Origin of the sequence: Pseudomonas sp. RIT778 (assembly GCF_019718735.1) — a bacterium.
GTDB lineage: Bacteria > Pseudomonadota > Gammaproteobacteria > Pseudomonadales > Pseudomonadaceae > Aquipseudomonas > Aquipseudomonas aphyarum.
Window position 1 is genome coordinate 96,276 of sequence record NZ_JAIHBA010000014.1, and the last position, 26,864, is coordinate 123,139.

General features: G+C 60.9%; 20 protein-coding genes. 14 read left to right on the top strand and 6 right to left on the bottom strand.

Annotated features, from left to right (window positions below; genetic code table 11):
• From K5E37_RS11105 to K5E37_RS11115, 3 genes are all read left to right on the top strand, one after another.
• Positions 1 to 863, top strand: an 863-nt coding sequence (locus tag K5E37_RS11105) for a LysR family transcriptional regulator (RefSeq protein ID WP_221533821.1), incomplete at its 5' end; no start/stop codon positions are given.
• Positions 864 to 1,110: 247 nt separating this feature from the next.
• Positions 1,111 to 1,620, top strand: coding sequence for a GNAT family N-acetyltransferase (locus K5E37_RS11110; protein ID WP_221533822.1), 510 nt, complete (start codon positions 1,111 to 1,113; stop codon positions 1,618 to 1,620).
• Positions 1,621 to 1,735: 115 nt separating this feature from the next.
• The gene (locus K5E37_RS11115) at positions 1,736 to 2,227 is read left to right on the top strand and encodes a hypothetical protein (RefSeq protein ID WP_221533823.1); all 492 of its coding nucleotides are present in this window, start codon (positions 1,736 to 1,738) and stop codon (positions 2,225 to 2,227) included.
• A gap of 167 nt (positions 2,228 to 2,394) precedes the next feature.
• Here the strand turns inward: K5E37_RS11115 and K5E37_RS11120 are convergent, their stop codons facing one another.
• Together K5E37_RS11120 and ccoN are read right to left on the bottom strand one after the other, a co-directional pair.
• Positions 2,395 to 2,616, bottom strand: coding sequence for a cbb3-type cytochrome c oxidase subunit 3 (locus K5E37_RS11120; RefSeq protein WP_221533824.1), 222 nt, complete (start codon positions 2,614 to 2,616; stop codon positions 2,395 to 2,397).
• 15 nt (positions 2,617 to 2,631) lie between these two features.
• The gene (ccoN, locus tag K5E37_RS11125) at positions 2,632 to 4,059 is read right to left on the bottom strand and encodes a cytochrome-c oxidase, cbb3-type subunit I (protein ID WP_007955093.1); all 1,428 of its coding nucleotides are present in this window, start codon (positions 4,057 to 4,059) and stop codon (positions 2,632 to 2,634) included.
• Positions 4,060 to 4,383: 324 nt separating this feature from the next.
• On the opposite strand from ccoN, the gene K5E37_RS11130 reads away from it, so the two are divergent.
• From K5E37_RS11130 to K5E37_RS11145, 4 genes are all read left to right on the top strand, one after another.
• Positions 4,384 to 6,057 (top strand): nitrite/sulfite reductase, encoded by a 1,674-nt coding sequence (locus K5E37_RS11130; protein WP_221533825.1) that lies wholly within the window; start codon positions 4,384 to 4,386, stop codon positions 6,055 to 6,057.
• On the top strand, positions 6,054 to 6,533 hold the full coding sequence (locus tag K5E37_RS11135; protein ID WP_221533826.1) for a DUF934 domain-containing protein: 480 nt from the start codon (positions 6,054 to 6,056) through the stop codon (positions 6,531 to 6,533). Before K5E37_RS11130 ends, K5E37_RS11135 begins: the two co-directional genes overlap by 4 nt.
• A gap of 129 nt (positions 6,534 to 6,662) precedes the next feature.
• Positions 6,663 to 7,637, top strand: coding sequence for a hypothetical protein (locus K5E37_RS11140; protein ID WP_064381826.1), 975 nt, complete (start codon positions 6,663 to 6,665; stop codon positions 7,635 to 7,637).
• A 156-nt stretch (positions 7,638 to 7,793) separates the two neighbouring features.
• On the top strand, positions 7,794 to 8,465 hold the full coding sequence (locus K5E37_RS11145; RefSeq protein WP_011333935.1) for a DUF3313 domain-containing protein: 672 nt from the start codon (positions 7,794 to 7,796) through the stop codon (positions 8,463 to 8,465).
• A gap of 49 nt (positions 8,466 to 8,514) precedes the next feature.
• Here K5E37_RS11145 and K5E37_RS11150 read toward each other — a convergent pair whose 3' ends face one another.
• From K5E37_RS11150 to K5E37_RS11160, 3 genes are all read right to left on the bottom strand, one after another.
• On the bottom strand, positions 8,515 to 9,510 hold the full coding sequence (locus tag K5E37_RS11150) for a DUF3829 domain-containing protein (protein WP_221533827.1): 996 nt from the start codon (positions 9,508 to 9,510) through the stop codon (positions 8,515 to 8,517).
• Entirely contained in the window at positions 9,507 to 11,153 is a 1,647-nt protein-coding gene (locus K5E37_RS11155) for a J domain-containing protein (RefSeq protein WP_221533828.1), read from the bottom strand. Before K5E37_RS11155 ends, K5E37_RS11150 begins: the two co-directional genes overlap by 4 nt.
• 149 nt (positions 11,154 to 11,302) lie before the next feature.
• Positions 11,303 to 11,728, bottom strand: coding sequence for a YciI family protein (locus K5E37_RS11160; RefSeq protein WP_085604104.1), 426 nt, complete (start codon positions 11,726 to 11,728; stop codon positions 11,303 to 11,305).
• Between the two features lie 270 nt (positions 11,729 to 11,998).
• Here K5E37_RS11160 and tpx point away from each other — a divergent pair, with 270 nt between their 5' ends.
• From tpx to K5E37_RS11185, 5 genes are all read left to right on the top strand, one after another.
• A complete protein-coding gene (gene tpx, locus K5E37_RS11165; RefSeq protein WP_011333939.1) occupies positions 11,999 to 12,499 on the top strand; it encodes a thiol peroxidase in 501 nt (166 codons plus the stop codon).
• 175 nt (positions 12,500 to 12,674) lie between these two features.
• On the top strand, positions 12,675 to 13,982 hold the full coding sequence (locus K5E37_RS11170) for an MdtA/MuxA family multidrug efflux RND transporter periplasmic adaptor subunit (protein WP_127797994.1): 1,308 nt from the start codon (positions 12,675 to 12,677) through the stop codon (positions 13,980 to 13,982).
• Entirely contained in the window at positions 13,979 to 17,083 is a 3,105-nt protein-coding gene (locus K5E37_RS11175) for an MdtB/MuxB family multidrug efflux RND transporter permease subunit (protein WP_221533829.1), read from the top strand. Before K5E37_RS11170 ends, K5E37_RS11175 begins: the two co-directional genes overlap by 4 nt.
• Entirely contained in the window at positions 17,080 to 20,187 is a 3,108-nt protein-coding gene (locus tag K5E37_RS11180) for an efflux RND transporter permease subunit (RefSeq protein WP_007955052.1), read from the top strand. The genes K5E37_RS11175 and K5E37_RS11180 overlap by 4 nt, the downstream gene beginning before the upstream one ends.
• Positions 20,184 to 21,659 carry an efflux transporter outer membrane subunit gene (locus K5E37_RS11185; protein WP_221533830.1) on the top strand — a complete coding sequence of 492 codons (1,476 nt, stop codon included), beginning with the start codon at positions 20,184 to 20,186 and terminating at the stop codon, positions 21,657 to 21,659. Before K5E37_RS11180 ends, K5E37_RS11185 begins: the two co-directional genes overlap by 4 nt.
• 110 nt (positions 21,660 to 21,769) lie before the next feature.
• Here the strand turns inward: K5E37_RS11185 and K5E37_RS11190 are convergent, their stop codons facing one another.
• Entirely contained in the window at positions 21,770 to 23,545 is a 1,776-nt protein-coding gene (locus tag K5E37_RS11190) for a hypothetical protein (RefSeq protein ID WP_085604091.1), read from the bottom strand.
• A gap of 395 nt (positions 23,546 to 23,940) precedes the next feature.
• Here K5E37_RS11190 and K5E37_RS11195 point away from each other — a divergent pair, with 395 nt between their 5' ends.
• Positions 23,941 to 26,022, top strand: a complete 2,082-nt coding sequence (locus tag K5E37_RS11195) for a bifunctional diguanylate cyclase/phosphodiesterase (RefSeq protein WP_221533831.1) — start codon at positions 23,941 to 23,943, stop codon at positions 26,020 to 26,022.
• An 85-nt stretch (positions 26,023 to 26,107) separates the two neighbouring features.
• Positions 26,108 to 26,854 (top strand): SDR family oxidoreductase, encoded by a 747-nt coding sequence (locus K5E37_RS11200; protein WP_007955033.1) that lies wholly within the window; start codon positions 26,108 to 26,110, stop codon positions 26,852 to 26,854.
• Positions 26,855 to 26,864 lie beyond the last annotated feature (10 nt).

Below are 26,864 nucleotides of genomic sequence, written 5' to 3' on the forward strand. Positions count from 1 at the left end.
ACTTTCTGGTCAGCGCCCGTTGCGGCTGCTTCATGCAGGCCGCCCGCAGCCTCAACGTGCGCTCGACCCTGCTGCGCAAACAACTGGCGCAACTCGAACAACAACTGCAATGCGCGCTGTTCAGCTTTCAGGGCAGCGCCCTCAGCCTGACCCGCGAAGGCCAGCAATTGCAGGCGCAACTGATCGCCCTGGCTCACGAACGCAAACTTCCGGTGATCGAGCAACCGCTGATAAGGCTGGCCGTCGCCGAATCGATCCTGCACGACATCCTCGGCCGCGACCTCATCGCACTGCTGCGCCGCAACGCCAGCGTGCGGCTGGAGATCATCGCCCTCGACAGCGAACTGGCCCTGCGCGCCGTCAGCGCCGACATCGTACTGTGGCTCGCCCACGGCGACACCCCGCATCCGGGCCCGACCTTCGCCACCAGCGAACCGCAACGCCTCGCGCAACTGGAATACCAGCCGCACATTGCCAAACGCTACTCCCGCGTCACTGCACGCCCGGAAAGCCCGGACGACCTCGCCGATTTCATGTTGGTGCAATGGCAGCATGATCGGCAGATCGACAGCTTCCGGCCGTGGAATGAACTGGTCGAACAGCGGTTGGCCGGGGTGGTGCAGATGCAGTCCTATGAGCTGATGCTGGAGATGATTCGTTGCAGCGCGTGCATTGGCTTGCTGCCGATGTACATGAGCCGGTTTGATCGCGGATTGGTGGCGTTGCCGGGGTTGTTTGACGAGGCGATGCGGTTGCAGGCGTGGTTGGCGGTGAACAGTGAATCGCAGGCGGTCGGGGAGGTGCAGACCTTGGTGGAGTTGATTCAGCGTACGTTCAATGAGCGACAGGAGTGGTTTGAGTAACCACGTAGGTTTTTAGATCGTTCCCACGTCGAGGCGTCGAACCGTCCGCGTGGGAATGCCTCGAGGGACGCTCCGCGTTCCAGCTCCGAAAGGGACGCGGAGCGTCCCGGGCTGCATTCCCACGCAGAGCGTGGGAACAATCAGCCAATCAGGCTAAGGGGATGTATAGGCTTTAAACAGTCATGGCGAATCCGTGAAGAAGCGGTTTACAGTGACCGGCCACGCACTGATCCAGGAGGGATCTTTCATGCCTGAGCACAACCCCGCCATTCACCTCGAGCGCTACAACGAATCCCACGTCGAAGGCATCACCGCGCTCTATAACGACCCGGCCGTGACCCGGCAGGTGTTGCAAATGCCGTTTCAGACCACCGAGGTCTGGCGCAAACGCCTGGCGGCGGACAACGAGCGGGTGGTGCAACTGGTGGCGCTGCATCAGGGGGTGGTGATTGGCAATCTGGGGCTGGAGCAGTTCTCGCGGATTCGCCGCAGTCACGCCGGCAGTGTCGGCATGGCCGTAGCGGTGGCGTGGCAGGGCAAGGGTGTCGGTTCGAAGCTGTTGGCAGCGGCGCTGGACATCGCCGACAACTGGATGAACCTGCACCGGGTCGAGCTTTCGGTGTACGCCGACAACGAGGCGGCCATCGGGCTCTACCGCAAGTTCGGCTTCGAAACCGAGGGCCTGTTCCGCGACTACGCGGTGCGTGACGGGCAATGGGTCGACACCCTGAGCATGGCGCGCCTGCGCAAACGCTGACCTTTTGTCCGTCAATGGCCGACGAGGCGACCGTGCAGGCAAATGACTTGCACGGTCGTCATCGGCATCTGCCATGCTCGACGTCCGCAGCACCGCTCCTTGAAGGAACACCGCAATGGACGACGTACAGCAACTGGGCGAAATGCTTCGCCACTATGCCGACAGCGAAGCGCACAAGAAACAACTGTTCGAGACGCAATCGGCGACCTGGGCCACCCGGATCACCGAGTTGTTCGGGCGGATCCAGCAATGGCTGGAACCGGTGCAGGCGCCGGGGTTGCTGGAGGTCAGTCGCGAGGCTTATGTGGCGTTCGGGCCGAGCACACCGGTTGAGACCTCAACCTTCAAGACTGAAAAACTGAGCATCGTGATTGCCGGCAAACCGGTCGAGTTTGTGCCGGACGTGATGGGCAGCGGCGGGCAGATTTCGCTGGCGGTGATGGGGTTGACGGCGGCGCGGTATGGGAGTGTTTCGTTGGTGGGACTGCCGGGCGGGGAGTGGCAGTGGCGCAAGACCAATGGGTTGAAGGATCCGGATACCTTTGCCTTCGACGCGAATTTCCTCGCGCAGCAATTGCAGAGCCTGATTCCCCGAGACCGCACCTAAGATCAAAAGCCACTCCCTACCTGATCGTTCCCACGCTCTGCGTGGGAATGCCTCAAGGGACGCTCCGCGTTCCAGCTCTGGAAGGGACGCGGAGCGTCCCGGGCTGCATTCCCACGCGGACGGTTCGACGCCTTGACGTGGGAACGATCAACATCAACGGAAGTAGCTCACATTTCGAGGTTGACCCACCCCGGCTTCGCCACCTCCGGCGCCACCGCTTTCACGGTCTTACCGGTGGCCATCTCAACCCGCCGCGCCACCTCCGGATCATCCGCAAACGGCGTCAGACTCGCCTCATCCAGGCTCTCCGCCGTCTCATGCCGCAAGCAGTACTCCACCGCCAGCCACAAAAACAACACGCCCAACACATTCAGAAAAATATCGAACATGACCAGCTCCCTTGATCAGGCGATCTGCGCTTCACGATGGGCAATTGCAACATCCGCCACCCGTACCGTGCGCCACACGTTATAGGCCATCAGCAACATGCCGCTGAGGAAGAACACCCCGCCGGCAAACCGCACGACAAACCCCGGATGACTGGCCTGCAACGCCTCGACAAACGAATAGGTCAGCGTGCCGTCCTCGTTGATCGCCCGCCACATCAGGCCCTGGGTAATCCCGTTGACCCACATCGAAGCGATGTACAACACCGTGCCGATGGTCGCCAGCCAGAAGTGCAGGTTGATCAGCGGCGTGCTGTGCATGCGCTCGCGGCCAAAGACCTTGGGCACCATGTGATAGGTCGCGCCGAAGGTAATCATCGCCACCCAGCCCAGCGCCCCGGCGTGTACGTGACCGATGGTCCAGTCGGTGTAGTGGGAGAGGGCGTTGACGGTCTTGATCGCCATCATCGGGCCTTCGAAGGTCGACATGCCGTAGAACGCCAGCGACAAGACCAGGAAGCGCAGAATCGGGTCGGTGCGCAATTGATGCCAGGCGCCCGACAGGGTCATCATCCCGTTGATCATCCCGCCCCAGCTCGGTGCCAGCAGGATCAGCGACATCGCCATGCCCAGCGACTGCGCCCAGTCCGGCAGCGCGGTGTAGTGCAAATGGTGCGGGCCGGCCCAGATGTACAGGGTGATCAGCGCCCAGAAATGCACGATCGACAACCGGTACGAATACACCGGCCGATTCACCTGCTTGGGCACGAAGTAATACATCATCCCGAGGAACCCGGTGGTCAAAAAGAACCCCACCGCGTTGTGCCCGTACCACCACTGCACCATGGCGTCGGTGGCGCCGGAGTACACCGGATAAGACTTGAACCAGTCCACCGGAATCGACAGGTGATTGACCACGTGCAGCATGGCGATCACCAGGATGAACGCGCCGAAGAACCAGTTGCCGACGTAGATGTGCTTGGTCTTGCGCTGCACCACGGTGGTGAAAAACACCACGGCGTACGCGACCCAGACCACCGCCATCCACACGGCGCCGGAGAATTCGATCTCGGCGTATTCCTTGGTGGTGGTGTAGCCCATCGGCAGGGTGACCAGCATGATCACGATCACCGATTGCCAGCCCCAGAAGGTGAACGCGGCAAGCTTGTCCGAGTACAGCCGCACCTGGCAGGTACGCTGCACGGCGTAGTAACTGGCGGCGAATTGCGCGCTGCCGGCGAAACCGAAAATCACCAGGCTGGTGTGCAACGGTCGCAAGCGGCCGAAGGTGGTCCACGGCAAGTCCAGATTCATGTCCGGCCACACCAGTTGCGAGGCGATCCATACCCCCATCGCCATGCCCACGACACCCCAGAAAACAGTCGCGATGACGAATTGGCGGACGACCTTGTAGTTATAAGCCTGTCCGATTGTTGCTGTGCTCATGGTCAGTTCATCCACGGTTGCAAAGTCTTGCCAGGCCACCCGGTCTGGCACGAGCTGCACTGTAGAAACCCCACCGGAAACAAAACAGGCTCAGGAATTGTTCATTTATGCGGATCAGATCAAAGCGCTGCCTGCGGCCATCTGCCGCGCCCTGATACGGTTTTTATGCGTTCAGGTGAATCTGTTGTGCACTGCGCCGTTCGTCCATAGTCAGGGAAAATACTGTGGGAACGGGCGAACCCGAGATAGCGCCAGACGCGAACTGGCGCTATCTCGGGTTCGCCCGTTCCCACAGGAATCTGTGCATTCCTGATGAGGTAGCCGATGTATCAATACGATGATTACGACCGGGCGCTGGTGTTCGAGCGCGTTGCGCAGTTTCGCGATCAGGTCGAGCGCTTCATGGCCGGGGAGTTGAGCGAAGAAGAGTTCCTGCCGCTGCGCCTGCAAAACGGCCTGTACATGCAAAAGCACGCCTACATGCTGCGGGTGGCCATTCCTTACGGCACGCTGAGTGCCGAACAGATGCGCACCCTGGCGAGCATCGCCCGGGATTACGACCGTGGCTACGGCCACTTCACCACCCGGCAGAACATGCAGTTCAACTGGATCGAGCTGCACGAGGTGCCGGACATTCTCGAACGTCTGGCGCAGGTCAACATGCATGCGATCCAGACCTCGGGCAACTGCGTGCGCAACATCACCACCGAAGCCTTCGCCGGGGTCGCGGCGGACGAGCTGATCGACCCGCGCCCGCTGGCCGAGATCCTGCGGCAATGGTCGACGATCAACCCGGAATTCCTGTTCCTTCCGCGCAAGTTCAAGATCGCCATCTGCTCGGCGAAGCAGGATCGCGCGGCAATCATGATGCACGACATCGGCCTCTACCTTTACCCCGGCCGTGACGGCCAGATGCTGCTGCGAGTGATCGTCGGCGGCGGTCTGGGACGCACGCCGATTCTCGGTCTGCAGATTCGCGACGATCTACCGTGGCAGCACTTGCTGTCCTACGTCGAGGCGGTGTTGCGGGTCTACAACCGTCACGGCCGGCGCGACAACAAGTACAAGGCGCGGATCAAGATTCTGGTCAAGGCGCTGGGCATCGAGGCGTTCGCCAAAGAGGTCGAGGAGGAATGGCAACACCTCAAGGACGGCCCCGCGCAGTTGACCGAAGATGAATACCAGCGGGTGGCCAGTGCCTTTGTGCCGCCGAGCTACCGCACGCTGGCGGGCACCGATCTGGATTTCGGCACGCACCTGGCCGACAACCCGGCGTTCGCCCGTTGGGTCGCGCGCAACGTGCAACCGCACAAAGAGCCGGGCTATACCAGCGTGGTGCTTTCGACCAAACCGGGTCTGGCCTCGCCGCCGGGGGACGTCACCGATGCGCAGATGCAGGCCGTGGCTGACTGGTCCGAGCGCTTCGGTTTCGGCGAAATCCGCATCGCCCACGAGCAGAACATCGTCCTGCCGGACGTGCCCAAGTCCGAGCTGTTCGCGCTGTGGCAACTGGCGAAAGAGCAGGGGCTGGGCGCCGCCAACGTGGGGCTGCTGACCGACATCATTGCCTGCCCCGGCGGCGACTTCTGTGCGCTGGCCAATGCCAAGTCGATCCCGATTGCCCAGGCGATTCAGGCGCGTTTCGACAACCTCGATTACCTGCACGATCTGGGCGACATCAGCCTGAACATCTCCGGCTGCATGAACGCCTGCGGCCATCACCACATCGGCAACATCGGGATTCTCGGCGTCGATAAGAACGGCAGCGAGTGGTACCAGATCACCCTCGGTGGCGCGCAGGGCAAGAACAGCGCACTGGGCAAAGTCATCGGCCCGTCGTTCAGCGCCGCCGAAGTGCCGCAGGTGATCGAGCGGATCATCGGCACCTTCGTCCGTTATCGCGAAGCTGAAGAATTGTTCGTCGATACCGTGGCGCGCATCGGCCTGGAGCCGTTCAAGGAGCGGGTCTACCCGAAAGCGCTGGAGGTGCCGGCATGAACAATTTGCTGAGAATGGAGGAGAGCGGGGCGCAGATCGTGCTGGATGATCCGTGGACGTTGATTCGCTCGCCAGAAACGGCTGACAGCACTGAAATGCTGATTCTGCCGCTGGCCCACTGGCTCGAATCACCCTCGACCCATGCGGTCTGGCTCGGCCCGGACGACGGCGTCGAAAGCCTGTTGCCATGGCTGACCTCACTGCCACTGATCGCCCTTGACTTCCCGAGCTTTCGCGACGGCCGCGCCTACAGCCAGGCCTATCTGCTGCGCAGCCGTTTCGGCTGGAAAGGCGAGTTGCGCGCCATCGGCGATGTATTGCGCGATCAACTGAGCCACATGCGTCAGTGCGGTTTCGACAGCTTCGCGGTGCGTGAGGACAAATCCGCCGAGGATGCGCTCAAGGGGCTGGCCGGGATGAGCGTGTTGTACGGGCGCTCGGTGATCGAGCCGCGACCGTTGTTCCGGCGCAGGTGATGCAGGGGAAACCCTTAGAACCCTGATGAATCGGGGATTTTTCCTTGGGTCGATGGTGGCCTTTTGGTAGAGTCCCCGTCGCCAGCGGGTTTTCGGCTGGACGACGGAACGAAGAAGGGAGTCTGATCAGTGAGTCCGGGCAAAAAAATTCTGGGCATCACCGCGTTGCTGTTGATGGTGACGCTGTGGGCCGGTTACATCTATGTGTTCAACGAAAACCGTGGCGGCCAGCTCGGCGGCGTCGGCGAAAGCACCGCGTGGTGCGGCACGCCGCCGAACACCGAAGCGGCGCTGCTGGGCAAGGATCAGTTGACCCTGCGCATCACCAACAACCTGCGCGGCGAGTTCATGCTCAGCGGCGCGGTGGTGGTCTCCGAGCGCACCTTCAACCGCTATGACCTGGGCCGCAACGAACTGCGTCTGCGCCTGGAGCCGTTGCAGTGGTCGTTTGGCGTGACGCCGATCTTCCTCGAACAGGTGAAAGTCCTGCCCCTGAGCCGCAACCTCGCCTCGACCGACAAGAGCGCCTTCGCCGAACTCGAATCGCGGCCGATCAGCGTGCAGGGCCGGGTCACCGAATTTCCTTTCGACACCTATCGCTACGGCTACAAACCGGTGCTGTATTACCTCAAGGGCAGCGAGCGCATCGACCTGCGCTTCAAGAACATCACCACGCTGATGGAGATGTCCAACACCTTCACGCCGATCCAGAAGTACAACCGCGCCGACTACATCAACGAGAAAAACTCGATGATCCGCGACGAGGACTACAAGGCCTACGGCCCCCACGAATGCGCGTTCAGCGTCGAGCGCAAAGGCTCGTTCAAGGTTGTGGTGCTGTTGATGCTGCTGGTGCTGTGCCTGCCGTTGCTGCTGGTGTTCTACCGCGATGAGCCGGGGATCGACTTTCTTGCCACGCTGGTGGGGATTGGCGTGGTGCGCACGGTGCTGGTGGGGCCGGTGCAGGATTTCCAGCTGTACAACATTGATTTTCTGTTCGGTGCGGCGATTTTGCTGGTGGGGACCGTGTCGCTGATCAAGGCGATGCGGGCCAACAGCCGGCGGGAGATGGCGTTGAGGAGTGGGGAGACTTCGAGCTGGTAGAAGAAAGCCTTGAGCACCTGTGATGGTCCGGACCTTTCAAAGGTCCGGACCCGACGTTGTGCAATGTTGGGGTTTCTGATCGCAAACGGCGCGAATTTAGCTATACCTGTAACTCCCCCGACGCAATAAATTCGGCCTTCCGACAGGAGTTACAGCATGAAGCTAGCCGTAATGATGAGCACCCTGTGCATTGCCACGCTGGGCGTGGTGGGTTGCTCCAGCAAAACCGTCGCACCCGACGAGTACTCAGGCTTCCTCAAGGACTACAGCCAGCTGAGGGAGGCCAAATCCCCGTCGGGGGCCGAAGTGATGCGCTGGATCGACCCGAAAGTCGACATCGGCAAATTCACCAGCTTCTACGTCGAACCGACCCAGCTCTATCCCAAACCGCAACCCACCGTGAAGATTCCGCAGCAGACCCTCAACGGCATCACCAGCTACTACGATCAGGCGCTCAAGCGTGAACTGGGCAAATCCCTGCCGCTGGCCTCGGGTCCCGGGCCGGGTGTGATCGTGGTGCGCGCGGCCATCACTGCCGTCAGCAGCAAGACCGAAGGCCTGCATGCCTATGAGGTGATTCCGGTGGCGTTGGTAGCGGCAGCGGTCAGCACCGCCAGCGGCATTCGCGATCAGGAAACCACGCTGGCGACCGAAGCGGTGTTCCTCGATGGCGGCACAAACAAAGTGGCGGCGCAGGTGGTGCGCAAGGGCACCGGCAAACCGCTGGAAAACGATTCGCAGGTGATGAAGGCCGATGACGTGAAAAGCGTGATCGATGGCTGGGCCTCGGATCTGCATCAGTCCTACCTCAAGCTCAAGGCCAAGTAAGACCGGCACGCCGGGTCGCCCCTGAGGGCGATCCGGCGTGTGCACTGCGTCAGAAACTGGCGCGCGCCAGTCGGTTGTAATGGCTGAGCAAGCCGTCGTAACTGCGGGTCACGGCGTAGTAGTCCTCGCTCAAACGCTGAGGCTCTGAGTGGTTCTGCCAGTCGGTGTGCAGCGTGTTCAACGCTTCGAGATAGCTTTGCCCCGGCTCGCCGATGCGCAGCCACAGATCCCGTGCGGCATCGGTCTTGTTCTGGAATCCTCCCGTGCGCGGTGCGAGCCAGGGTTCGCGACGGTTCCACGCCTGTTGCAACTTCGCGGTGGTGTCGGCCAGCAATTTTGGGGTCAGAGTGCGGTTTTTCATCGCTTCGTCGAGCACGTCGACAGTCTCCCGCGCCTGAATCATGTACGCCAGCAAGTCCCAATGAATGTCCCTGCCCAGACGCGCCTCGATCAGCTTGAGCTGTTCGGGACGCTGCGCGGCGTCGAGCGGCAGCAGGCTTTGCCGCAGAGCCGTCGAGGCGCCGATGTACTCCTGTGAAACGCGCTCGATCGCCGCCAGTTCTCCAGGGGAGGGCTGTTGCGACCCCGAAGTGAAGCTCGCTTCTCGGTAAAACCGCGTGGGTGCAATGGTGGTCGTGACGTGATTCAGCGCCCGGACGTACTCGTTCGCCTGTCGCGCCAGTTCAGGCTGCCACGCCAGAAGATCGAGTTTTTCCGTGAGGCCCTGACCGCAGACATCGCGCTGAATGTCTCGCACATTGAACGCGTCACTGTCGTCGAAATCATTGAGGCTCTTCAACCAGCGCTGGTCGCGGGGCAAGGGCGGTTGAGGGTTCTTGTAACGGTCGTAGGCCACTCGCCATTGCACGTCGATCCGGTTGACGCAGGCGATCACCGGGCTCAGGGCATTGGCCTGGGCGGTGACCGGCGCATCGCGTCCGTCCAGCCAGAGATCGAGTTGCAGGAAAGGGCGGGTCGCACTGGTCAGCGCCATCACCACCAGCGCGAAGAAAATACCGACGCAAAACATCACTCTCGTGCTCATGGGCGCGCCTCCTTGCCGTACCACTGTTCAACGGTGGCCGGTGCGCTGCATTCGGCGGTAGTCGCCGGCAAGCGGCTGCACAGGCGTTCGGTCCAGGGTTGCAGCCCCTGATTGCGATTGAGCGTGCCTTGGCTGGCGACCACTTTGAATACGCCGAGCACGAGGGCCAGCACCACAATGCCGAGGATCGTCACGCCGACTTTCACGGCTGTTCGGCTCTCTTCCCAGGATACCCGTGGCCTGGACTGCCAGCGGCGAACCAGTCCGAAGGTCGTCAGGGTCGCGGCGTACACCCCGCCGGCAATCGGGCCGAAAAACCAGCCGAGCCCGGCCACCATCAACGCGCCGGGCACCAGGTCACGCAGCACGCCGAACGGCGGCGAGTCTTTGAAAACTCCGGGGCAAAGAGCAGCGCTGAGCCGGTCATCCAGCCGCCATACGCGATGGGCGAGGTTGTGCACCAGCCAATTGAGCCCGGCCACGATCACGCCGAACACCACAGTCGAAATCATGACGATGTTGATCAACCCGCTGAGCCGCACGCCCAGCGGAATGTAATGGGTGAACGCGCCGATCAGGCAGGCCAATACCACGCCCACGTAGGTCGGCCAGTCATTGAAGCTCAGCTCCCAGTCACGCCAGAAAAACGCCGTGCCGCCGGGCATCTGTACGCAGACCTTGGGGTGATTGGCGTACAGCTCGGAACTCAACTTGCGACACTGCGCCCAGTCGTCTTCGCTCAGGCGTCGGGCCAGTGCGCGGCGGGCGCTGAACGAGCCGGTGCCCAGCAGCAGGCGGGCGGCGCGGTGTTCGGGGGTGACCGGCGGTTCCAGGGCGAGCTGTTGCTGGTGAGCCAGGAAAAGCGGCGCATTCTGGCGAGCCAGCAGGCGTTGCCATTCGCCGTCAGGGCAGGGATTTCCGGTGCAGCCGTGCCAGCCCTGACCGGTGCGCACCCGTTCGAAAATCTCGGGAAACCAGACCGGGGCATCCAGCAGCAAATGGCTCAGGGCACGGTTGAACCATTCCTGATGTTGCTGAATCGCCAACCAGTTGAAATCCGCGCAGCGGGCATAGGCCTGGAGAAATCCGTCGACGTCTTCCCGTTCGAGGGCATCACGCATCGGTTGCGCAATGCGCGCGCGTTGTTGATCCAGCAACAGGTCGATCGATATTTCGTCCAGCTCGAGGCGTTGCCAGGCGCTGAACCAGAAGAAGGTCGGGATGGCCCAGTCCACCAGCGTCTGCGAAGTCTCAGGGTGTTCAATGCAATGATGCAGCACCGTGTCTTCGAAGAGATGTGCGCAACCCTGTTCGAGGGTGACGGCATGGCGATGATTCAGCTCTTCAACACTGAGCCCGTCCAGCGAACGGGTCGCCAGTTGCAGGGCATCGACCTCGACCACGGTGAGGCCGGTCAGGTCCCAGGATTCTTCAATACCCTGTTCCTGCTCTTCATCCTGATTCTGCTCGTGATACTGCTGCCATTCCTTGTACGCAAGGGCCTGCTCATAGGCATCGCGCAGCCGCTGGAAACCCTCGGGGTCGTCGTCGGGGCGGGTCTGTTTGAGCAGGACGGCATATTGGCGTTTGATCGTGCGCACATCGGCGTCGGCCGACAGGCCAAGGACGGTCCAGCAACTCATTGCGATGACAACTCCATAACAACCGCGACGCGATCCAGTGGTGGCATTGTGATGTTGCGCACCCTACCTGTTTCGCGTCGAAAAGTCCTCGTGTCTCGCTCAGTCGTCATCGGTCATGCAGAAAATGCTCACGCTCCCGATTCGGGGCCTCAGTGTTTTTTGGCTTGCTCGCGTATGCGTTCTTCTTGCTCACGCAGCTCCGGGGTGAACTCGGCGCCGAAGTCTTCCGGGCTGAACACCTGGCGAATCTCGATTTCCGATTCAGTGCCCGGCATGGGATTCGGGCAACGCTTGACCCATTCGATGGCTTCTTCTTTCGACTTGACGTCCCAGATCCAGTAACCGGCGATCAGCTCCTTGGTCTCGGCGAACGGGCCGTCAATCACGCTGCGGTTTTCGCCGCTGAAGCGCACACGGGCGCCTTTGCTGCTCGGGTGCAGGCCGTCGGCAGAAACCAGGATGCCGGCCTTGGCCAACTGTTCGTTGTAGTTGCCCATGTCGGTCAGCAATTGCTCGCTGGGCATCACGCCGGCTTCGGAGTCGTGGCTGGCTTTGACAATGATCATGAAGCGCATGGTGTTTCTCCGCAGATAGGTGAGGGATTCATGGCTTAGTCGAACGGCCGGGGTCTGAATCGACAGGTCGTTAAAGAAAAGATGCAGACTCGCGTTTTAACAAGCATCACCCTCTTTGAGAGCAGGAATGTGGGGAGACTGGTGAATGTGTATCCAGTTTCAGGCGCCAGCACATGACAATTTCGGTTCAGGCATAGGTCGTCGGACAATTTCGTGGTTAACTTCTGCCTCTTGCATGCTTTCCCAACAACGTTAAGAAGGACTCCGTTCATGGCTCAAGTCACGCTCAAAGGCAACCCGGTTCAAGTCAACGGCCAACTGCCACAAGCCGGTTCCAAGGCGCCAGCCTTTTCCCTGGTAGCCGGCAATCTGTCCGACGTCACCCTGAAAGACTTCGCCGGCAAGCGCAAAGTGCTGAACATCTTCCCAAGCGTCGACACCCCGACCTGCGCCACCTCCGTGCGCAAGTTCAACGCCCAGGCCAACGACATCAGCAACACTGTTGTGCTGTGCATCTCGGCTGACCTGCCGTTCGCCCAGGCTCGCTTCTGCGGCGCCGAAGGTCTGGAAAACGTACAAAACCTGTCGACCCTGCGCGGCACCGAGTTCCTCGAGAACTACGGCGTGGCCATCGCTGACGGCCCGCTGAAAGGCCTGACCGCCCGTGCGGTGGTTGTACTGGACGAAAACGACAACGTCCTGCACAGCGAACTGGTCAAGGAAATTGCCGAAGAGCCTAACTACGAAGCGGCGCTGTCCGTTCTCAAGTAAGCGCTTTTACAATTGTTAACGGCCTGGCCCTGTCCAGGCCGTTTTCATTTGTGTATCAGTGTTTTGCCTCACACCTTGAAACGTAAGTGGAAGGTAAATTGCCGGTAAAGCTGCTTTGCTAAATCCCGGCCAGTGCTTATCGTTCAGCCTCCCGTAAAAGAAGCCCACGCGCCCAATGGTTAATCACTCCATGCAATCGTCTTCCCGAAATTCCCGTCGCTGGCTGTTGAGCCTGCTTGTCCTGCTGGTCATTGCCGGTCTGTGCTGGAAATTCTGGCCCGCCGGTTCGACCCACAAGGAGGGCGGCGAGAAGGCGCAGGCCGGCCACACCGGCCGTTCGGGGATGATGCGTCCGGGCTTCGGCGGGGCGGGCGGGCCGATTCCGGTGCGCGTGGCGCCGGCAGTCACCGGGGACTTCCCGCTGTACTACAAGGCGCTGGGCACGGTGACGGCGCTCAACACCATCAATGTGCGCAGCCGGGTTGGCGGCGAGTTGGTAAAGATCTATTTCGAGGAAGGGCAGATGGTCAAGGCCGGAGACCTGCTGGCGGAGATCGACCCGCGCCCGTACCAGAACGCCTTGCTCCAGGCTGAAGGCACCTTGCTGCAGAATCAGGCGCAGTTGAAGAATGCCCAGGTCGATGTGGAGCGTTATCGCGGTCTTTACAAGGAAGACAGCATCGCCAAGCAGACGCTGGACACCGCTGAAGCGCTGGTCGGCCAATACCTCGGCACCGTGAAAACCAATCAGGCGGCGGTCAACGACGCCAAGCTCAATCTCGAATTCACCAAGATCCGCGCACCGATTGCCGGTCGCGTCGGCCTGCGTCAGCTCGACGTTGGCAACCTCGTAGCGGCCAACGACACCACGTTCCTCGCAGTCATCACCCAGACCCAGCCGATCAGCGTCGCCTTCACCTTGCCGGAAAACAGCCTGGAAACCGTACTCGCCCGCTACCGCAGCGGCGCCAAACTGCCGGCCGAGGCTTGGGATCGTGGCGACACCAAACTGCAAGCCACCGGTGTACTGCAAAGCCTCGACAACCAGATCGACGTGACCACCGGCACCCTGAAATTCAAGGCGCGCTACGAGAACCGCGATCAGTCGCTGTTCCCCAACCAGTTCGTCAACGTTCATTTGCTGGCTGACACCCTGAAAGGTGTGGTGCTGGCTCCGTCGGCCGCCATTCAGTTCGGCACCAACGGCACCTTTGTCTACGCGCTGGACGGCGACAAGAAAGTCACCATCCGCCAATTGAAAATCGGCGCCAGCGATGGCGAAAACACCGTGATCACCGAAGGTCTGGCCGCCGGCGATCGGGTGGTGCTGGAAGGCACCGACCGCCTGAAGGAAGGCAGCGAAGTGGAAGTGGTCAACGACAGCAAGGATGTGCCGACCACCCCGACCGAACACCTGCAAGGCAAGTCCGCCGCCACCGCGCCTGACGCCACCGTCACTGAAAAGGCCAAGAAGGGCGCATGAACATTTCGCGCCTGTTCATCCTCCGCCCGGTCGCCACCACGCTGAGCATGCTGGCCATCGTGCTGGCCGGTCTGATCGCTTATCGCCTGCTGCCGGTCTCGGCCTTGCCGCAGGTCGATTACCCGACCATCCGGGTCATGACCCTGTATCCGGGCGCCAGTCCGGACGTGATGACCAGCGCCGTCACCGCGCCGCTGGAACGTCAGTTCGGGCAGATGCCGGGCCTCACGCAAATGGCCTCGACCAGTTCCGGCGGCGCGTCGGTGCTGACCCTGCGTTTCAGCCTCGACATCAACATGGACGTCGCCGAACAGCAAGTGCAGGCCGCGATCAACGCCGCGACCAACCTGTTGCCGACCGACTTGCCGGCGCCGCCGGTGTACAACAAGGTCAACCCGGCGGACACCCCGGTGCTGACCCTGGCCATCACCTCGAAAACCATGCTGCTGCCCAAACTCAATGACCTGGTCGATACGCGCATGGCGCAGAAGATCGCCCAGATCAGCGGCGTCGGCATGGTCAGCATTGCCGGCGGTCAGCGTCAGGCGGTGCGGATCAAGGTCAACCCCGAGGCGCTCGCGGCCAACGGCCTGAACCTGTCGGACGTGCGCACGCTGATCAGTGCGTCCAACGTCAACCAGCCCAAGGGTAACTTTGACGGCCCGACCCGGGTGTCGATGCTCGACGCCAACGACCAGCTGACCTCGCCCAAGGATTACGCCAACCTGATCCTGGCCTACGCCAACGGCGCGCCGCTGCGGCTCAAGGATGTCGCACAGATCGTCGACGGCGCCGAGAACGAGCGTCTGGCGGCGTGGGCCAACCAGAATCAGGCCGTGCTGCTGAACATCCAGCGTCAGCCGGGCGCCAACGTGATCGAGGTGGTCGACCGGATCAAGGCACTGCTGCCGAGCATCACCGACAACCTGCCGGCCGGTCTCGATGTGGTCGTGCTGACCGACCGCACCCAGACCATCCGTGCCTCGGTCACCGACGTGCAACATGAACTGCTGATCGCCATCGCTCTGGTGGTGATGGTGACGTTCCTGTTCCTGCGGCGTGCCAGTGCGACGATCATTCCGTCGGTGGCTGTGCCGCTGTCGCTGATCGGTACGTTTGGCGTGATGTACCTCGCTGGCTTCTCGGTCAACAACCTGACCTTGATGGCGCTGACCATCGCCACCGGTTTCGTGGTCGACGATGCGATCGTGATGCTGGAAAACATCGCGCGTTTCATCGAGGAGGGCGACAGCCCGATGCAGGCGGCGCTCAAGGGCGCGAAACAGATCGGTTTCACCCTGATTTCGCTGACCCTTTCGCTGATCGCGGTACTGATTCCGCTGCTGTTCATGGCCGACGTGGTGGGGCGGTTGTTCCGCGAATTCGCCATCACCCTGGCAGTGGCGATCCTTATTTCCCTGGTGGTCTCGCTGACCCTGACACCGATGATGTGCGCGCGTCTGCTCAAGCGTGAGCCGGAAGCACATGAGCAGGGCCGTTTCTACCGTGCCAGCGGTGCGTTCATCGACTGGATGATCGCCGCTTACGGCCGCAAGTTGCAGTGGGTGCTCAAGCACCAGCCGCTGACCCTGCTGGTGGCCATCGGCACCTTGGCCCTGACCGTGTTCCTTTATATGGTGGTGCCCAAGGGCTTCTTCCCGGTGCAGGATACCGGGGTGATCCAAGGCATTTCCGAAGCGCCGCAGTCGATTTCCTTCGCCGCCATGGGCGAGCGTCAGCAGGCGCTGGCCAAGGTGATTCTCGAAGATCCGGCGGTGGAAAGCCTGTCGTCCTATATCGGTGTCGACGGTGACAACGCCACGCTCAACAGCGGCCGGCTGCTGATCAACCTCAAGCCCCATGGCCAGCGTGATCTGACGGCGACCGAAGTGATTGCCCGCCTGCAACCGCAACTGGACAAGCTTGTCGGCATCCGCCTGTTCATGCAGCCGGTGCAAGATTTGACCATCGAAGACCGCGTCAGCCGTACGCAGTACCAGTTCAGCATGTCGTCGCCGGATTCCGAATTGCTCAGCCTGTGGAGCGGCCGTCTGGTCGAGGCCCTGGCTCGGCGTCCGGAGCTGACCGACGTTGCCAGCGACTTGCAGGACAAGGGATTGCAGGTGTTCCTGGTGATCGACCGCGACGCCGCTTCACGGCTGGGTGTGTCGGTCTCGAACATCACCGATGCGCTGTACGACGCGTTCGGCCAACGGCAGATCTCGACCATCTACACCCAGGCCAGCCAGTACCGCGTGGTGCTGCAGGCTCAGGCCGGGGAGAAGATCGGTCCGCAGGCGCTGGATCAGATTCACGTCAAGACCACCGATGGCGGGCAGGTGCGGTTGTCGAGTCTGGCCCACGTCGAGGAACGTCAGGCGCAACTGGCGATCACCCACATCGGCCAGTTCCCGGCGGTGATGATGTCGTTCAACCTCGCACCCGGCGTGGCGCTGGGGCATGCGGTGGACATCATCGAGCAGGTGCAGAAGGACATCGGCATGCCGATCGGCGTGCAGACCCAGTTCCAGGGCGCGGCCGAAGCGTTCCAGGCGTCGCTGTCGAGTACCTTGCTGCTGATTCTGGCGGCGGTGGTGACCATGTACATCGTGCTCGGCGTGCTCTACGAGAGCTACATTCACCCGATCACCATCCTCTCGACCTTGCCGTCGGCCGCAGTCGGGGCCTTGCTGGCGTTGCTGCTCAGCGGCAATGACCTGGGGATGATCGCGATCATCGGCATCATTCTGCTGATCGGTATTGTTAAGAAAAACGCGATCATGATGATCGACTTCGCCCTCGACGCCGAACGCACTCAGGGTATGGCGCCGGAGCAGGCGATTTATCAGGCGGCGCTGTTGCGCTTCCGGCCGATTCTGATGACCACGCTGGCTGCGCTGTTCGGTGCGGTGCCGTTGATGCTCGCTACTGGTTCCGGTGCTGAATTGCGTCAACCACTGGGTCTGGTGATGGTCGGCGGGTTGCTGGTGAGTCAGGTGCTGACGCTGTTCACCACGCCGGTGATCTACCTGTACTTCGATCGTCTCGGCCGGCGCTGGGGCCGTGCTCCTTCGGCCGTGGAGCCGGTGGAACAGCCATGAACCTGTCCGGTCCTTTCATCAAGCGCCCGGTGGCGACCATGCTCCTGAGCCTGGCGATCATGCTGCTGGGCGGTGTGAGCTTCGGTCTGCTGCCGGTGTCGCCGCTGCCGCAAATGGACTTCCCGGTGATCGTGGTGCAGGCGAGCCTGCCCGGCGCCAGTCCGGAAGTCATGGCGTCCACCGTGGCCACGCCGCTGGAGCGCTCGTTCGGCGCCATCGCCGGCGTCAACACCATGAGCAGCCGTTCCAGCCAGGGCTCGACCCGGGTGATTCTGCAGTTCGACCTCGACCGCGACATCAACGGCGCGGCGCGGGAAGTGCAGGCGGCGATCAACGCCTCGCGCAACCTGCTGCCGAGCGGGATGCGCAGCATGCCGACCTACAAGAAGGTCAACCCGTCGCAGGCACCGATCATGGTGTTGTCGCTGACTTCGGACGTACTGGAAAAGGGTCAGCTCTATGACCTGGCGTCGACCATTCTGTCCCAGAGCCTGTCCCAGGTGCAGGGCGTCGGCGAAGTGCAGATCGGCGGCAGCTCGTTGCCAGCGGTGCGCATTGAACTCGAACCCCAGGCACTGAACCAGTACGGCGTGGCACTGGACGATGTGCGCAAGACCATTGCCGAAGCCAACGTGCGCCGGCCCAAGGGTTCGGTCGAGGACGACCAGCGTCTGTGGCAGATTCAGGCCAACGACCAGTTGGAGAAAGCCAAGGATTACGAATCGCTGATCATCCACTACAACGGCGGCGCGGCCCTGCGTCTGAAAGACGTGGCCAAGGTCAGCGATGGCGTGGAAGACCGCTACAACAGCGGTTTCTTCAACGATGACGCGGCGGTGCTGCTGGTGATCAACCGCCAGGCCGGCGCCAACATCATCGAGACGGTCAACGAGATCAAGGCGCAGTTGCCGGCGTTGCAGGCGGTGCTGCCGGCCAGCGTCAAACTGAACCTGGCGATGGACCGCTCACCGGTGATCAAGGCCACCCTGCACGAAGCGGAAATGACCCTGCTGATCGCCGTGGCGCTGGTGATCCTAGTGGTGTTCCTGTTCCTCGGCAATTTCCGCGCGTCCCTGATTCCGACGTTGGCGGTGCCGGTGTCGCTGGTCGGCACCTTTGCGGTGATGTACCTCTACGGATTCTCGCTGAACAACCTGTCGCTGATGGCGCTGATTCTCGCCACCGGGCTGGTGGTGGACGACGCCATCGTGGTGCTGGAGAACATTTCCCGGCACATCGACGAAGGCGTCAAACCGATGAAAGCCGCGTACCTCGGGGCCAAGGAAGTCGGGTTTACTTTGCTGTCGATGAACGTCTCGCTGGTGGCGGTGTTCCTGTCGATCCTGTTCATGGGCGGGATCATCGAAAGTCTGTTCCGCGAGTTTTCCATCACCCTGGCCGCGGCCATCGTGGTGTCGCTGGTGGTTTCCCTGACGCTGACCCCGATGCTCTGCGCCCGCTGGCTCAAACCCCATACGCCGGGCGAGGAAAACCGTCTGCAACGCTGGAGCCGCCGGACCAACGACTGGATGGTCGGCAAGTACGCCACCAGCCTCGACTGGGTGTTGCGTCACCGCCGCCTGACTCTGCTGAGCCTGATCATCACCGTCGGGGTCAACGTCGCTCTCTATGTGGTGGTGCCGAAAACCTTCATGCCGCAGCAGGACACCGGCCAGTTGATCGGCTTCGTGCGCGGTGACGACGGTCTGTCGTTCAGCGTGATGCAGCCGAAAATGGAAGTCTTCCGCCGTGCCGTGCTCAAGGACGAAGCGGTCGAGAGTGTGGCCGGGTTCATCGGTGGCACCAACGGCACCAACAACGCCTTCATGCTGGTACGCCTGAAACCGATCAAGGAACGCAACCTGTCGGCGCAGAAAGTCATCGAGCGCCTGCGCAAGGAAATGCCCAAGGTGGCCGGTGCGCAGTTGATGCTGATGGCCGACCAGGATCTGCAATTCGGTGGTGGTCGCGAGCAGACCACTTCGCAATACAGCTACATCCTGCAAAGTGGTGATCTGGGCGCTTTGCGCGAGTGGTACCCGAAAGTGGTCACCGCGCTGCGGGCCTTGCCCGAGCTGACCGCCATCGACGCCCGCGAAGGCGCGGGTGCGCAGCAGGTGACGTTGATCGTCGACCGCGATCAGGCCAAGCGCCTGGGCGTGGATATGGAAATGGTCACGGCGGTGCTCAACAACGCCTACAGCCAGCGGCAGATCTCCACGATCTACGACAGCCTCAACCAGTATCAGGTGGTGATGGAGGTCAATCCGAAATACGCTCAGGATCCGGTGACGCTCAAGCAGGTTCAGGTGATTACCGCCGACGGCGCGCGGATTCCGTTGTCGACCTTCGCTCATTATGAAAACAGCCTGGAAGATGACCGGGTCAGCCACGAAGGCCAGTTCGCCTCCGAGAGCATTTCCTTCGACATGGCCGAAGGTGTGACGGTGGAGCAGGGCAGCGCCGCCATCGAGCGGGCGATTGCCAGGCTCGGCCTGCCGGAAGACGTGATCGTGAAAATGGCCGGCACCGCCGATGCGTTCGCCGCCACCCAGAAGAGCCAGCCGTTCATGATTCTTGGTGCGCTGCTGGCGGTGTATCTGGTGCTGGGCGTGCTGTATGAAAGCTACATTCACCCGCTGACGATCCTGTCGACGCTGCCGTCGGCCGGGGTCGGCGCGTTGCTGTCGATCTACGTGCTGGGCGGCGAGTTCAGCCTGATCTCGCTGCTCGGGCTGTTCCTGCTGATTGGCGTGGTGAAGAAGAACGCGATCCTGATGATCGACCTGGCGCTGCAACTTGAACGTCATCAAGGCATGGCGCCGCTGGAATCGATCCGCAGCGCCTGTCTGCAACGCTTGCGGCCGATCCTGATGACCACGCTGGCGGCGATCCTTGGCGCCTTGCCGTTACTGCTGAGCCGGGCCGAAGGCGCGGAAATGCGCCAGCCGCTGGGCCTGACCATCATCGGCGGGCTGGTCTTCAGCCAGGTGCTGACCCTTTACACCACGCCTGTGGTTTACCTCTATCTCGACAAGCTGCGCCATCGTTTCAACAAATGGCGTGGCGTGCGCACCGATGCCGCTCTGGAAACTCCGCTATGACTGACCGTTCGCTTATCAATCTGGCTAGCGTTCGCGGCTCGCGTCTGCTGAGCCTGTCGCTGTGCGTGGCGATGCTCAGTGCCTGCGCCGTCGGCCCGGACTACCAGCGCCCGCAGACCGCCGAAATCGCCCAGTACAAGGAAGCCGAAGGCTGGCGTCAGGCCAACCCGAGCGATTCCCTGGCACGCGGCGCCTGGTGGGAACTGTATGGCGACCGTCAGCTCAACGAGCTGATTGAGAAACTCAACAGCTCCAACCAGACCGTCGCCCAGTCCGAAGCCCAGTACCGTCAGGCCCAGGCCTTGGTGCGCAGCGCGCGCGGGGCGTTTTATCCGAGCGTTGATCTAAGCGCTGGCAAGACCCGCTCCAGTCAGGGCACCGGCAGCAGCAGTTCAAGCCTGAGCAGTTCCTCCAGCGGTATTCGTGACACCTACAACGCGCAACTGGGCGTGAGTTGGGAAGCGGATGTCTGGGGCAAATTGCGCCGTGGCCTGGAAGCCAATGAAGCCAGCGCCCAGGCGAGCTACGCCGATCTGGCGGCGATGCGTCTGAGCCAGCAGTCCGAGCTGGTGCAGAACTACCTGCAATTGCGGGTCATCGATCAGCAGAAACGTTTGCTCGAATCGACAGTGGCGGCTTACGAGCGCTCGCTGAAAATGACCATGAACCAGTACAACGCCGGGGTTTCCGGGCGGGACGCGGTGGCGCAGGCGCAGACCCAGCTGAAAACCACTCAGGGCGATCTGGTGGACCTGATCTGGCAACGGGCGCAGTTTGAAAACGCCATCGCGGTACTGACCGGCCAGCCGCCCGCCGAATTCAACATTGCCGAAACCCAGGACATTCCCAAGCTGCCGCAGATCCCCCTGAGCCTGCCGTCGCAGTTGCTCGAGCGCCGCCCGGACATCGCCTCGGCCGAGCGTTCGGTGATCGCTGCCAACGCCAACATCGGCGTGGCCAAGGCCGCGTATTACCCGGACTTTAGCCTGAGCATGAGCGGCGGCTACAGCAGCAGTACCTCGCAGAACCTGATCAGCCTGCCGAACCGCTTCTGGTCGGTGGGGCCGAAAATGACCCTGCCGCTATTCGACGGCGGCATCCGCTCCGCTGAGGTCGATCGCACCGAAGCGGTGTACGACCAGACCGTGGCCAAATACCGCCAGACCGTGCTCGATGGCTTCCGCGAAGTGGAAAACTATCTGGTGCAGTTGAAGGTGTACGAAGACGAAGCGGCCGTGCGCCAGGAAGCCCTTGATGCAGCACGGGATTCGTTGCGCCTGACCGAAAACCAGTACAAGGCCGGAGTGATTGCTTATCTCGATGTGGTGGTGGTTCAGGCGACGGCGCTGAGCAATGAACGCACTGTCCTGAATATCCTGCAGAGCCGTTTGATCGCCAGTGTGCAGTTGATCGCGGCGTTGGGCGGTGGTTGGGACGGGCAGCTGGAAACCCCGGCGAATAGCGTGCAGTGATCTGACCTCCCTCAGGGCTGTTATCAGGATGTAGCAGGCACCCTGCCTTTTGCGGTAGACCATTGAAGATTGGTCTACCGCTGCTTGGGTTACTCCTCTGACCTTGAGGTTTACTCTGGCAAAGGTGCTTGAATAATCGACATGTCCTGATCTTGCTCCTCGATTCCCATCGCACCCATCGATCCCGTATCCGGTATCGCAGGCACTTTATAAAAACCCAGCCCATAGTCTTTGCTTGAGTTAATGTCCGCGGTATAAAAAGTTTTCGACGTGTCATTGTAAACTTCGCCCGCAGCGGCGCCTGTCCAGGCTTCGGGATGCTGAGGTTGATCCCATTTGATCCATGGGTATGAATAGCACCGTTGCAATACTGCACGTAAGTTGGCGGTCAGCCCAAAATGTCCATTCTGATTGATCCAAGCCGAATATTTCGGGTAAGTCCACGGGTATCCGCCATGGAAGACACGGAGTGCATGGATATTCTCAGCATGCGCGGAGTATCTGACTTCACTGCCAACCTTGTCACGTATGACGATCTCGCCTGTACCATTCCACACGGCAGTCACCTTGCCATCAGCCGCTGCTTGAAACGCATTGGAGGTTGATTCGAACGTGTACGGTTCAACACCACCAACCGGGAGTCGTGTTGCGGTGGTATCAATTGCGTCAACACCATTCGGTGTCCCTAGGTAAGAGCCTACGACCTTTAACCCCTTCAGCCGAAGTAGTGAAGTGTCAACGGACAGCGGTACAAAGGCTTCGACAATTGCCGATGCGATTCTGGAAGTCCCCTGCGAAACGTTATTTCTGAACAACTCGTAGGTCATCAGTGCAGTACTTTTGGGGATGACTTTCTCGTTTGGAATCTTGAGTACGCAGGCTTTTTTCTGCCCCAGTTCATCCTCTTCCACAACGCCAGTTGCATCGGTTATTTCATCCGGCACGCCATCTAATCGGGTGATGTATTTCGCTTTGATTGTGTCACCCGCCTCAAAACGTTGGTGTTGCGTCAAAATGATCAGAGATAGCGGGTTGGCTCCCAGTTTCTTCAAACTGATGGTGGTTTTGTCATCGCTCGTATCACTGGGGATTTCTCGAGGGATAGGCGCTGCCAGCAGTGTGCCCGCCTGATCTACAACTACTTTCTCGACGGCTGACCATGGTGCATCAGAATCCGGACCATTTTTGAGTTGATCATTTACCGTAAAGGAAAACATGAACTCAGGATCGTCTTTCAAATCGGCGCTGGTGACTTTGAAGCAGATCCGGGTGGGAGTGGCTGAACCATGAGCGGGTGGAGGCGGGGCCTGATTTTCAGTGACCGTGTGAAATACATCATGGCCATTACAATTGAGCCGAATACGGTCATGCGCACGGCACCATGCATATTCCACACACACGATGGCTCCGGTGAATCCCGGACCGACACCGTCCGTGATTTCTTTCGGCAGCAGCAGCTTCAAAGAAGAATTTGCACCGTCGCCGGGTGTGACGTCCTGTTTACCGGGTCCCTCCTTGTTATAAATGATTTCTACAGGTGGCTCAGAGGTTCCCTGGTTTGAACTGCCGCGCATCACGGTGTAGGTCAATCGATTGACGATGCCTGGAATTAGCAGGCCATGGAGAATGTAAAGCTTGACCGAATCACTGGTTCCCTGAGTCGTGGCACGGGCGATATTGGTCTGGCCGTTCAGGTTTAAACGAACTTCGTCACCTTGCTGTTGCCCCCAAAACGCGTCAACCACTACCTCACAGCCCTTGGGCATCAAATCGTAGATAGCCCGGAGTACACCGTAGTGAGCCCCGATTATGGGAGCGGTCGCAAGTGAAATACGTGCCGGATACAGTACCAACGTGGATTGCGAAGGGGGCGTTGAGCTAGGCATGGACTGATCCCTCTGTGGGCGAGTAATGGGCCGATGAGTTATCAGATATCCAGTGACGACCGCGCACAACTGTCAGAACTTACAGGTAGCAGGGCCATTCCGATAAACGGTCTTAACTTCGGAGGGCTTCCATCAGAATAAAAACGCACACGGCACGTACTTCCGAGCCTGCTCGGTGCTTTCCTTAAATGCTCGAGTTCTGCTGCTCACACCGGAAAGATGTTCAATCCCGATTGCCGTGCCAGAGCCTTGTAAGACGATCAAACAAGCGTTTCATCGGGTTGATGGCCATTTGATTACTTTGTCAGTGCGTTCTTCTGTGCAATCAGTACAATCGGCGCATTTGGCCCCGCTGAGAACGGACGCAGTACGGCGGGGTGGTCACGAGAATTCTCATGCTCATCGGTAGCTATTCCTTCACGCTGGTTTTCATTTCGCTGTGTGTGGCGATCCTCGCTTCCTACACCGCGCTCGATCTCACCGGGCGCATTGCCACTGCCAAGGGCCGCGCCGTGCATTTATGGACGGCCGGCGGGGCGTTTGCCATGGGCATCGGCGTCTGGTCGATGCACTTCATTGGCATGCTGGCGTTCAAGCTGCCGATCAGCCTCGGTTACGACATTTCAATCACGGCGCTTTCATTGCTGATCGCCGTGCTGTCCTGCGGTTTTGCCCTGTGGCTGGTCAGCCAGCCGAAACTGCCAGCCTGGCAGCTGGCCTTTGGCGCGTTGATCATGGGCGCCGGCATCAGCGCGATGCATTACACCGGCATGGCCGCGATGCGCATGCAGCCGGGCATCTACTACGATCCGACACTGTTCGGCGCCTCGCTGCTGATCGCCGTTGGCGCGTCGGCGGCAGCGTTGTGGATCGCCTTTCGTCTGCGTCAGCAGTCGCCTTACGTGCGGTTGTTCCGTGCCGGGGCGGCGATTGTCATGGGCGTGGCGATTGTCGGCATGCACTACACCGGCATGGCAGCGGCGCGGTTTCCTGATGGCAGTTTTTGCGGCGCGGCACTCAGCGGCCTGAACGGCAACGGCCTCGACAATCTGGTGCTGATCACCACGCTGGCGGTGCTGGCCATCGCGCTGCTGACCTCGATTCTCGACGCGCGCCTCGAAGCCCGCACGGCTGATCTGGCCCATTCGTTGACCGTGGCCAACCGCGAACTCACCCAACTGGCCCTGCACGACACCCTGACCGGCCTGCCGAACCGCATGCTGCTGGACGACCGGATCAATCAGGCGATGAAGAAGGTCAACGAGCAGGGCGGCTGTTTTGCGCTGATGTTCATCGATCTGGACGGCTTCAAACCGGTCAACGACGCTTTCGGTCACCACATGGGCGACCAGTTACTGCGCGAAGTGGGAATACGTCTGCGTGAAGATTTGCGCAGTCTCGACACGCTGGCGCGGATCGGCGGCGATGAGTTTGTCCTGCTGGTGCGCCTGACCGAGCCCAACGATGCATTGAGCCTGGCCGCGCGTCAGGTCGGCCTGATCGCGCAGTCGTTCCGGGTCGCCGAACATGAGCTGCAGATTTCCGCCAGCGTCGGCATCGCCCTGTACCCGGGCAACGGCCAGAGCGCCCAGGAACTGCTGATGAACGCCGACGCCGCGATGTATCACGCCAAGGGCGGCGGCAAGAACGGCTACAGCTTCTTCGACGCTTCGATGAACAGCAACGCGCGCAAGCAACTGCAATTACTGCAGGACTTGCGCGCAGCGCTGGAACACAGTGAGTTCAGCCTGCATTACCAACCCAAATTCCATGCGGCTGACGGTCGTCCGGTCGGTGCCGAGGCGCTGTTGCGCTGGGAACATCCGACCCACGGCATGCTGATGCCGGACAAGTTCATCGATCTGGCGGAGAAGACCGGGCTGATCATTCCGATTGGCGAGTGGGTGCTCAACGAAGCCTGCCGGCAGATGCGCGAGTGGTATGTGCTGGGCTACACCGACTGGCGGATCGCGGTGAACCTGTCGGCGTTGCAGTTCTGCCATACAGGGCTGGTGCGCAGCGTCGCCAAAGCCCTGGCGACTCACCATCTGCCGGCCAACAGCCTGACCCTGGAAATCACCGAAACTACCGCCATGAGCGACGCCGACGCGAGCATGACGGTGTTGCAGGAGCTGTCCGACATGGGCGTCGACCTGTCCATCGACGACTTCGGCACCGGTTATTCGAGCCTGATGTACCTCAAGCGTCTGCCGGCCAACGAGCTGAAGATCGATCGCGGTTTTGTCCGCGATCTGGAGCACGACAGCGATGACGCGGCCATCGTCTCGGCGATCGTCGCCCTCGGTCAGGCGCTGGGCCTGCGCATCGTGGCTGAAGGTGTGGAGACCGACTCGCAGCAGGATTTCCTCACGCAACTGGGCTGCGATTCGCTGCAAGGTTATCTGCTCGGTCACCCGATGCCGGCGGATCGCTTCCTGCAGAACATCGTGCGCGGCAAACCATTGGCGGTGAACTGAGTCACTAATCGCAGGTCATGCAAAACCCTGCAATGACGGTTATTCTTGCCCCGACTGTTACGTGTGCATCGGGGGAAAGGCCAGCATGGATAAAGTCATTGTGATCACCGGCGGCGGTCGTGGAATCGGCGCCGCCACTGCGTTGTTGGCTGCCGAGCAAGGCTACCGGATCTGCATCAATTACCAGACGGACGAACAGGCCGCTCACCACGTGCTCGATCAGGTGCGTGAACGCGGCGCCACGGCCATTGCGGTCCGTGCCGATGTCAGTATCGAAGACGAAGTGATCGCGCTGTTCAATCGGGTCGACAGCGAACTGGGCCGGGTCACCGCCCTGGTCAACAACGCCGGCACCGTGGGGCAAAAATCCCGGGTCGACGAAATGTCCGAATTCCGCATCCTCAAAATCATGAAAACCAACGTCCTGGCACCGATCCTCTGCGCCAAGCACGCGATCCTGCGCATGTCGCCAAAACATGGCGGGCAGGGCGGCAGCATCGTCAACGTCTCCTCGGTTGCTGCGCGGCTGGGCTCACCCAATGAGTACGTCGATTACGCAGCGTCCAAAGGCGCGCTGGATACGTTCACCATCGGTCTGTCCAAGGAAGTGGCGGGCGAGGGGATTCGGGTGAATGCGGTGCGTCCGGGTTACATCTATACCGATTTCCACGCGTTGAGCGGCGACCCGGATCGGGTCAGCAAGCTGGAGTCGGCGATTCCGATGGCCCGGGGCGGGCGGCCGGATGAAGTGGCGGAGGCGATTGTGTGGTTGCTGTCGGACAAGGCTTCGTATGCGACGGGGACTTTTGTCGATCTCGGCGGTGGGCGCTAAACCTCTATGA

Bases quoted from the DNA above. Each gene is read 5' to 3' on its own strand.
- K5E37_RS11110 (WP_221533822.1), top strand. From the start codon at position 1,111: ATGCCTGAGCACAACCCCGCCATTCACCTCGAGCGCTACAACGAATCC.
- K5E37_RS11115 (WP_221533823.1), top strand. From the start codon at position 1,736: ATGGACGACGTACAGCAACTGGGCGAAATGCTTCGCCACTATGCCGAC.
- K5E37_RS11120 (WP_221533824.1), bottom strand. From the start codon at position 2,616: ATGTTCGATATTTTTCTGAATGTGTTGGGCGTGTTGTTTTTGTGGCTG.
- ccoN (WP_007955093.1), bottom strand. From the start codon at position 4,059: ATGAGCACAGCAACAATCGGACAGGCTTATAACTACAAGGTCGTCCGC.
- K5E37_RS11130 (WP_221533825.1), top strand. From the start codon at position 4,384: ATGTATCAATACGATGATTACGACCGGGCGCTGGTGTTCGAGCGCGTT.
- K5E37_RS11135 (WP_221533826.1), top strand. From the start codon at position 6,054: ATGAACAATTTGCTGAGAATGGAGGAGAGCGGGGCGCAGATCGTGCTG.
- K5E37_RS11145 (WP_011333935.1), top strand. From the start codon at position 7,794: ATGAAGCTAGCCGTAATGATGAGCACCCTGTGCATTGCCACGCTGGGC.
- K5E37_RS11150 (WP_221533827.1), bottom strand. From the start codon at position 9,510: ATGAGCACGAGAGTGATGTTTTGCGTCGGTATTTTCTTCGCGCTGGTG.
- K5E37_RS11155 (WP_221533828.1), bottom strand. From the start codon at position 11,153: ATGAGTTGCTGGACCGTCCTTGGCCTGTCGGCCGACGCCGATGTGCGC.
- K5E37_RS11160 (WP_085604104.1), bottom strand. From the start codon at position 11,728: ATGCGCTTCATGATCATTGTCAAAGCCAGCCACGACTCCGAAGCCGGC.
- tpx (WP_011333939.1), top strand. From the start codon at position 11,999: ATGGCTCAAGTCACGCTCAAAGGCAACCCGGTTCAAGTCAACGGCCAA.
- K5E37_RS11170 (WP_127797994.1), top strand. From the start codon at position 12,675: ATGGTTAATCACTCCATGCAATCGTCTTCCCGAAATTCCCGTCGCTGG.
- K5E37_RS11175 (WP_221533829.1), top strand. From the start codon at position 13,979: ATGAACATTTCGCGCCTGTTCATCCTCCGCCCGGTCGCCACCACGCTG.
- K5E37_RS11180 (WP_007955052.1), top strand. From the start codon at position 17,080: ATGAACCTGTCCGGTCCTTTCATCAAGCGCCCGGTGGCGACCATGCTC.
- K5E37_RS11185 (WP_221533830.1), top strand. From the start codon at position 20,184: ATGACTGACCGTTCGCTTATCAATCTGGCTAGCGTTCGCGGCTCGCGT.
- K5E37_RS11190 (WP_085604091.1), bottom strand. From the start codon at position 23,545: ATGCCTAGCTCAACGCCCCCTTCGCAATCCACGTTGGTACTGTATCCG.
- K5E37_RS11195 (WP_221533831.1), top strand. From the start codon at position 23,941: ATGCTCATCGGTAGCTATTCCTTCACGCTGGTTTTCATTTCGCTGTGT.
- K5E37_RS11200 (WP_007955033.1), top strand. From the start codon at position 26,108: ATGGATAAAGTCATTGTGATCACCGGCGGCGGTCGTGGAATCGGCGCC.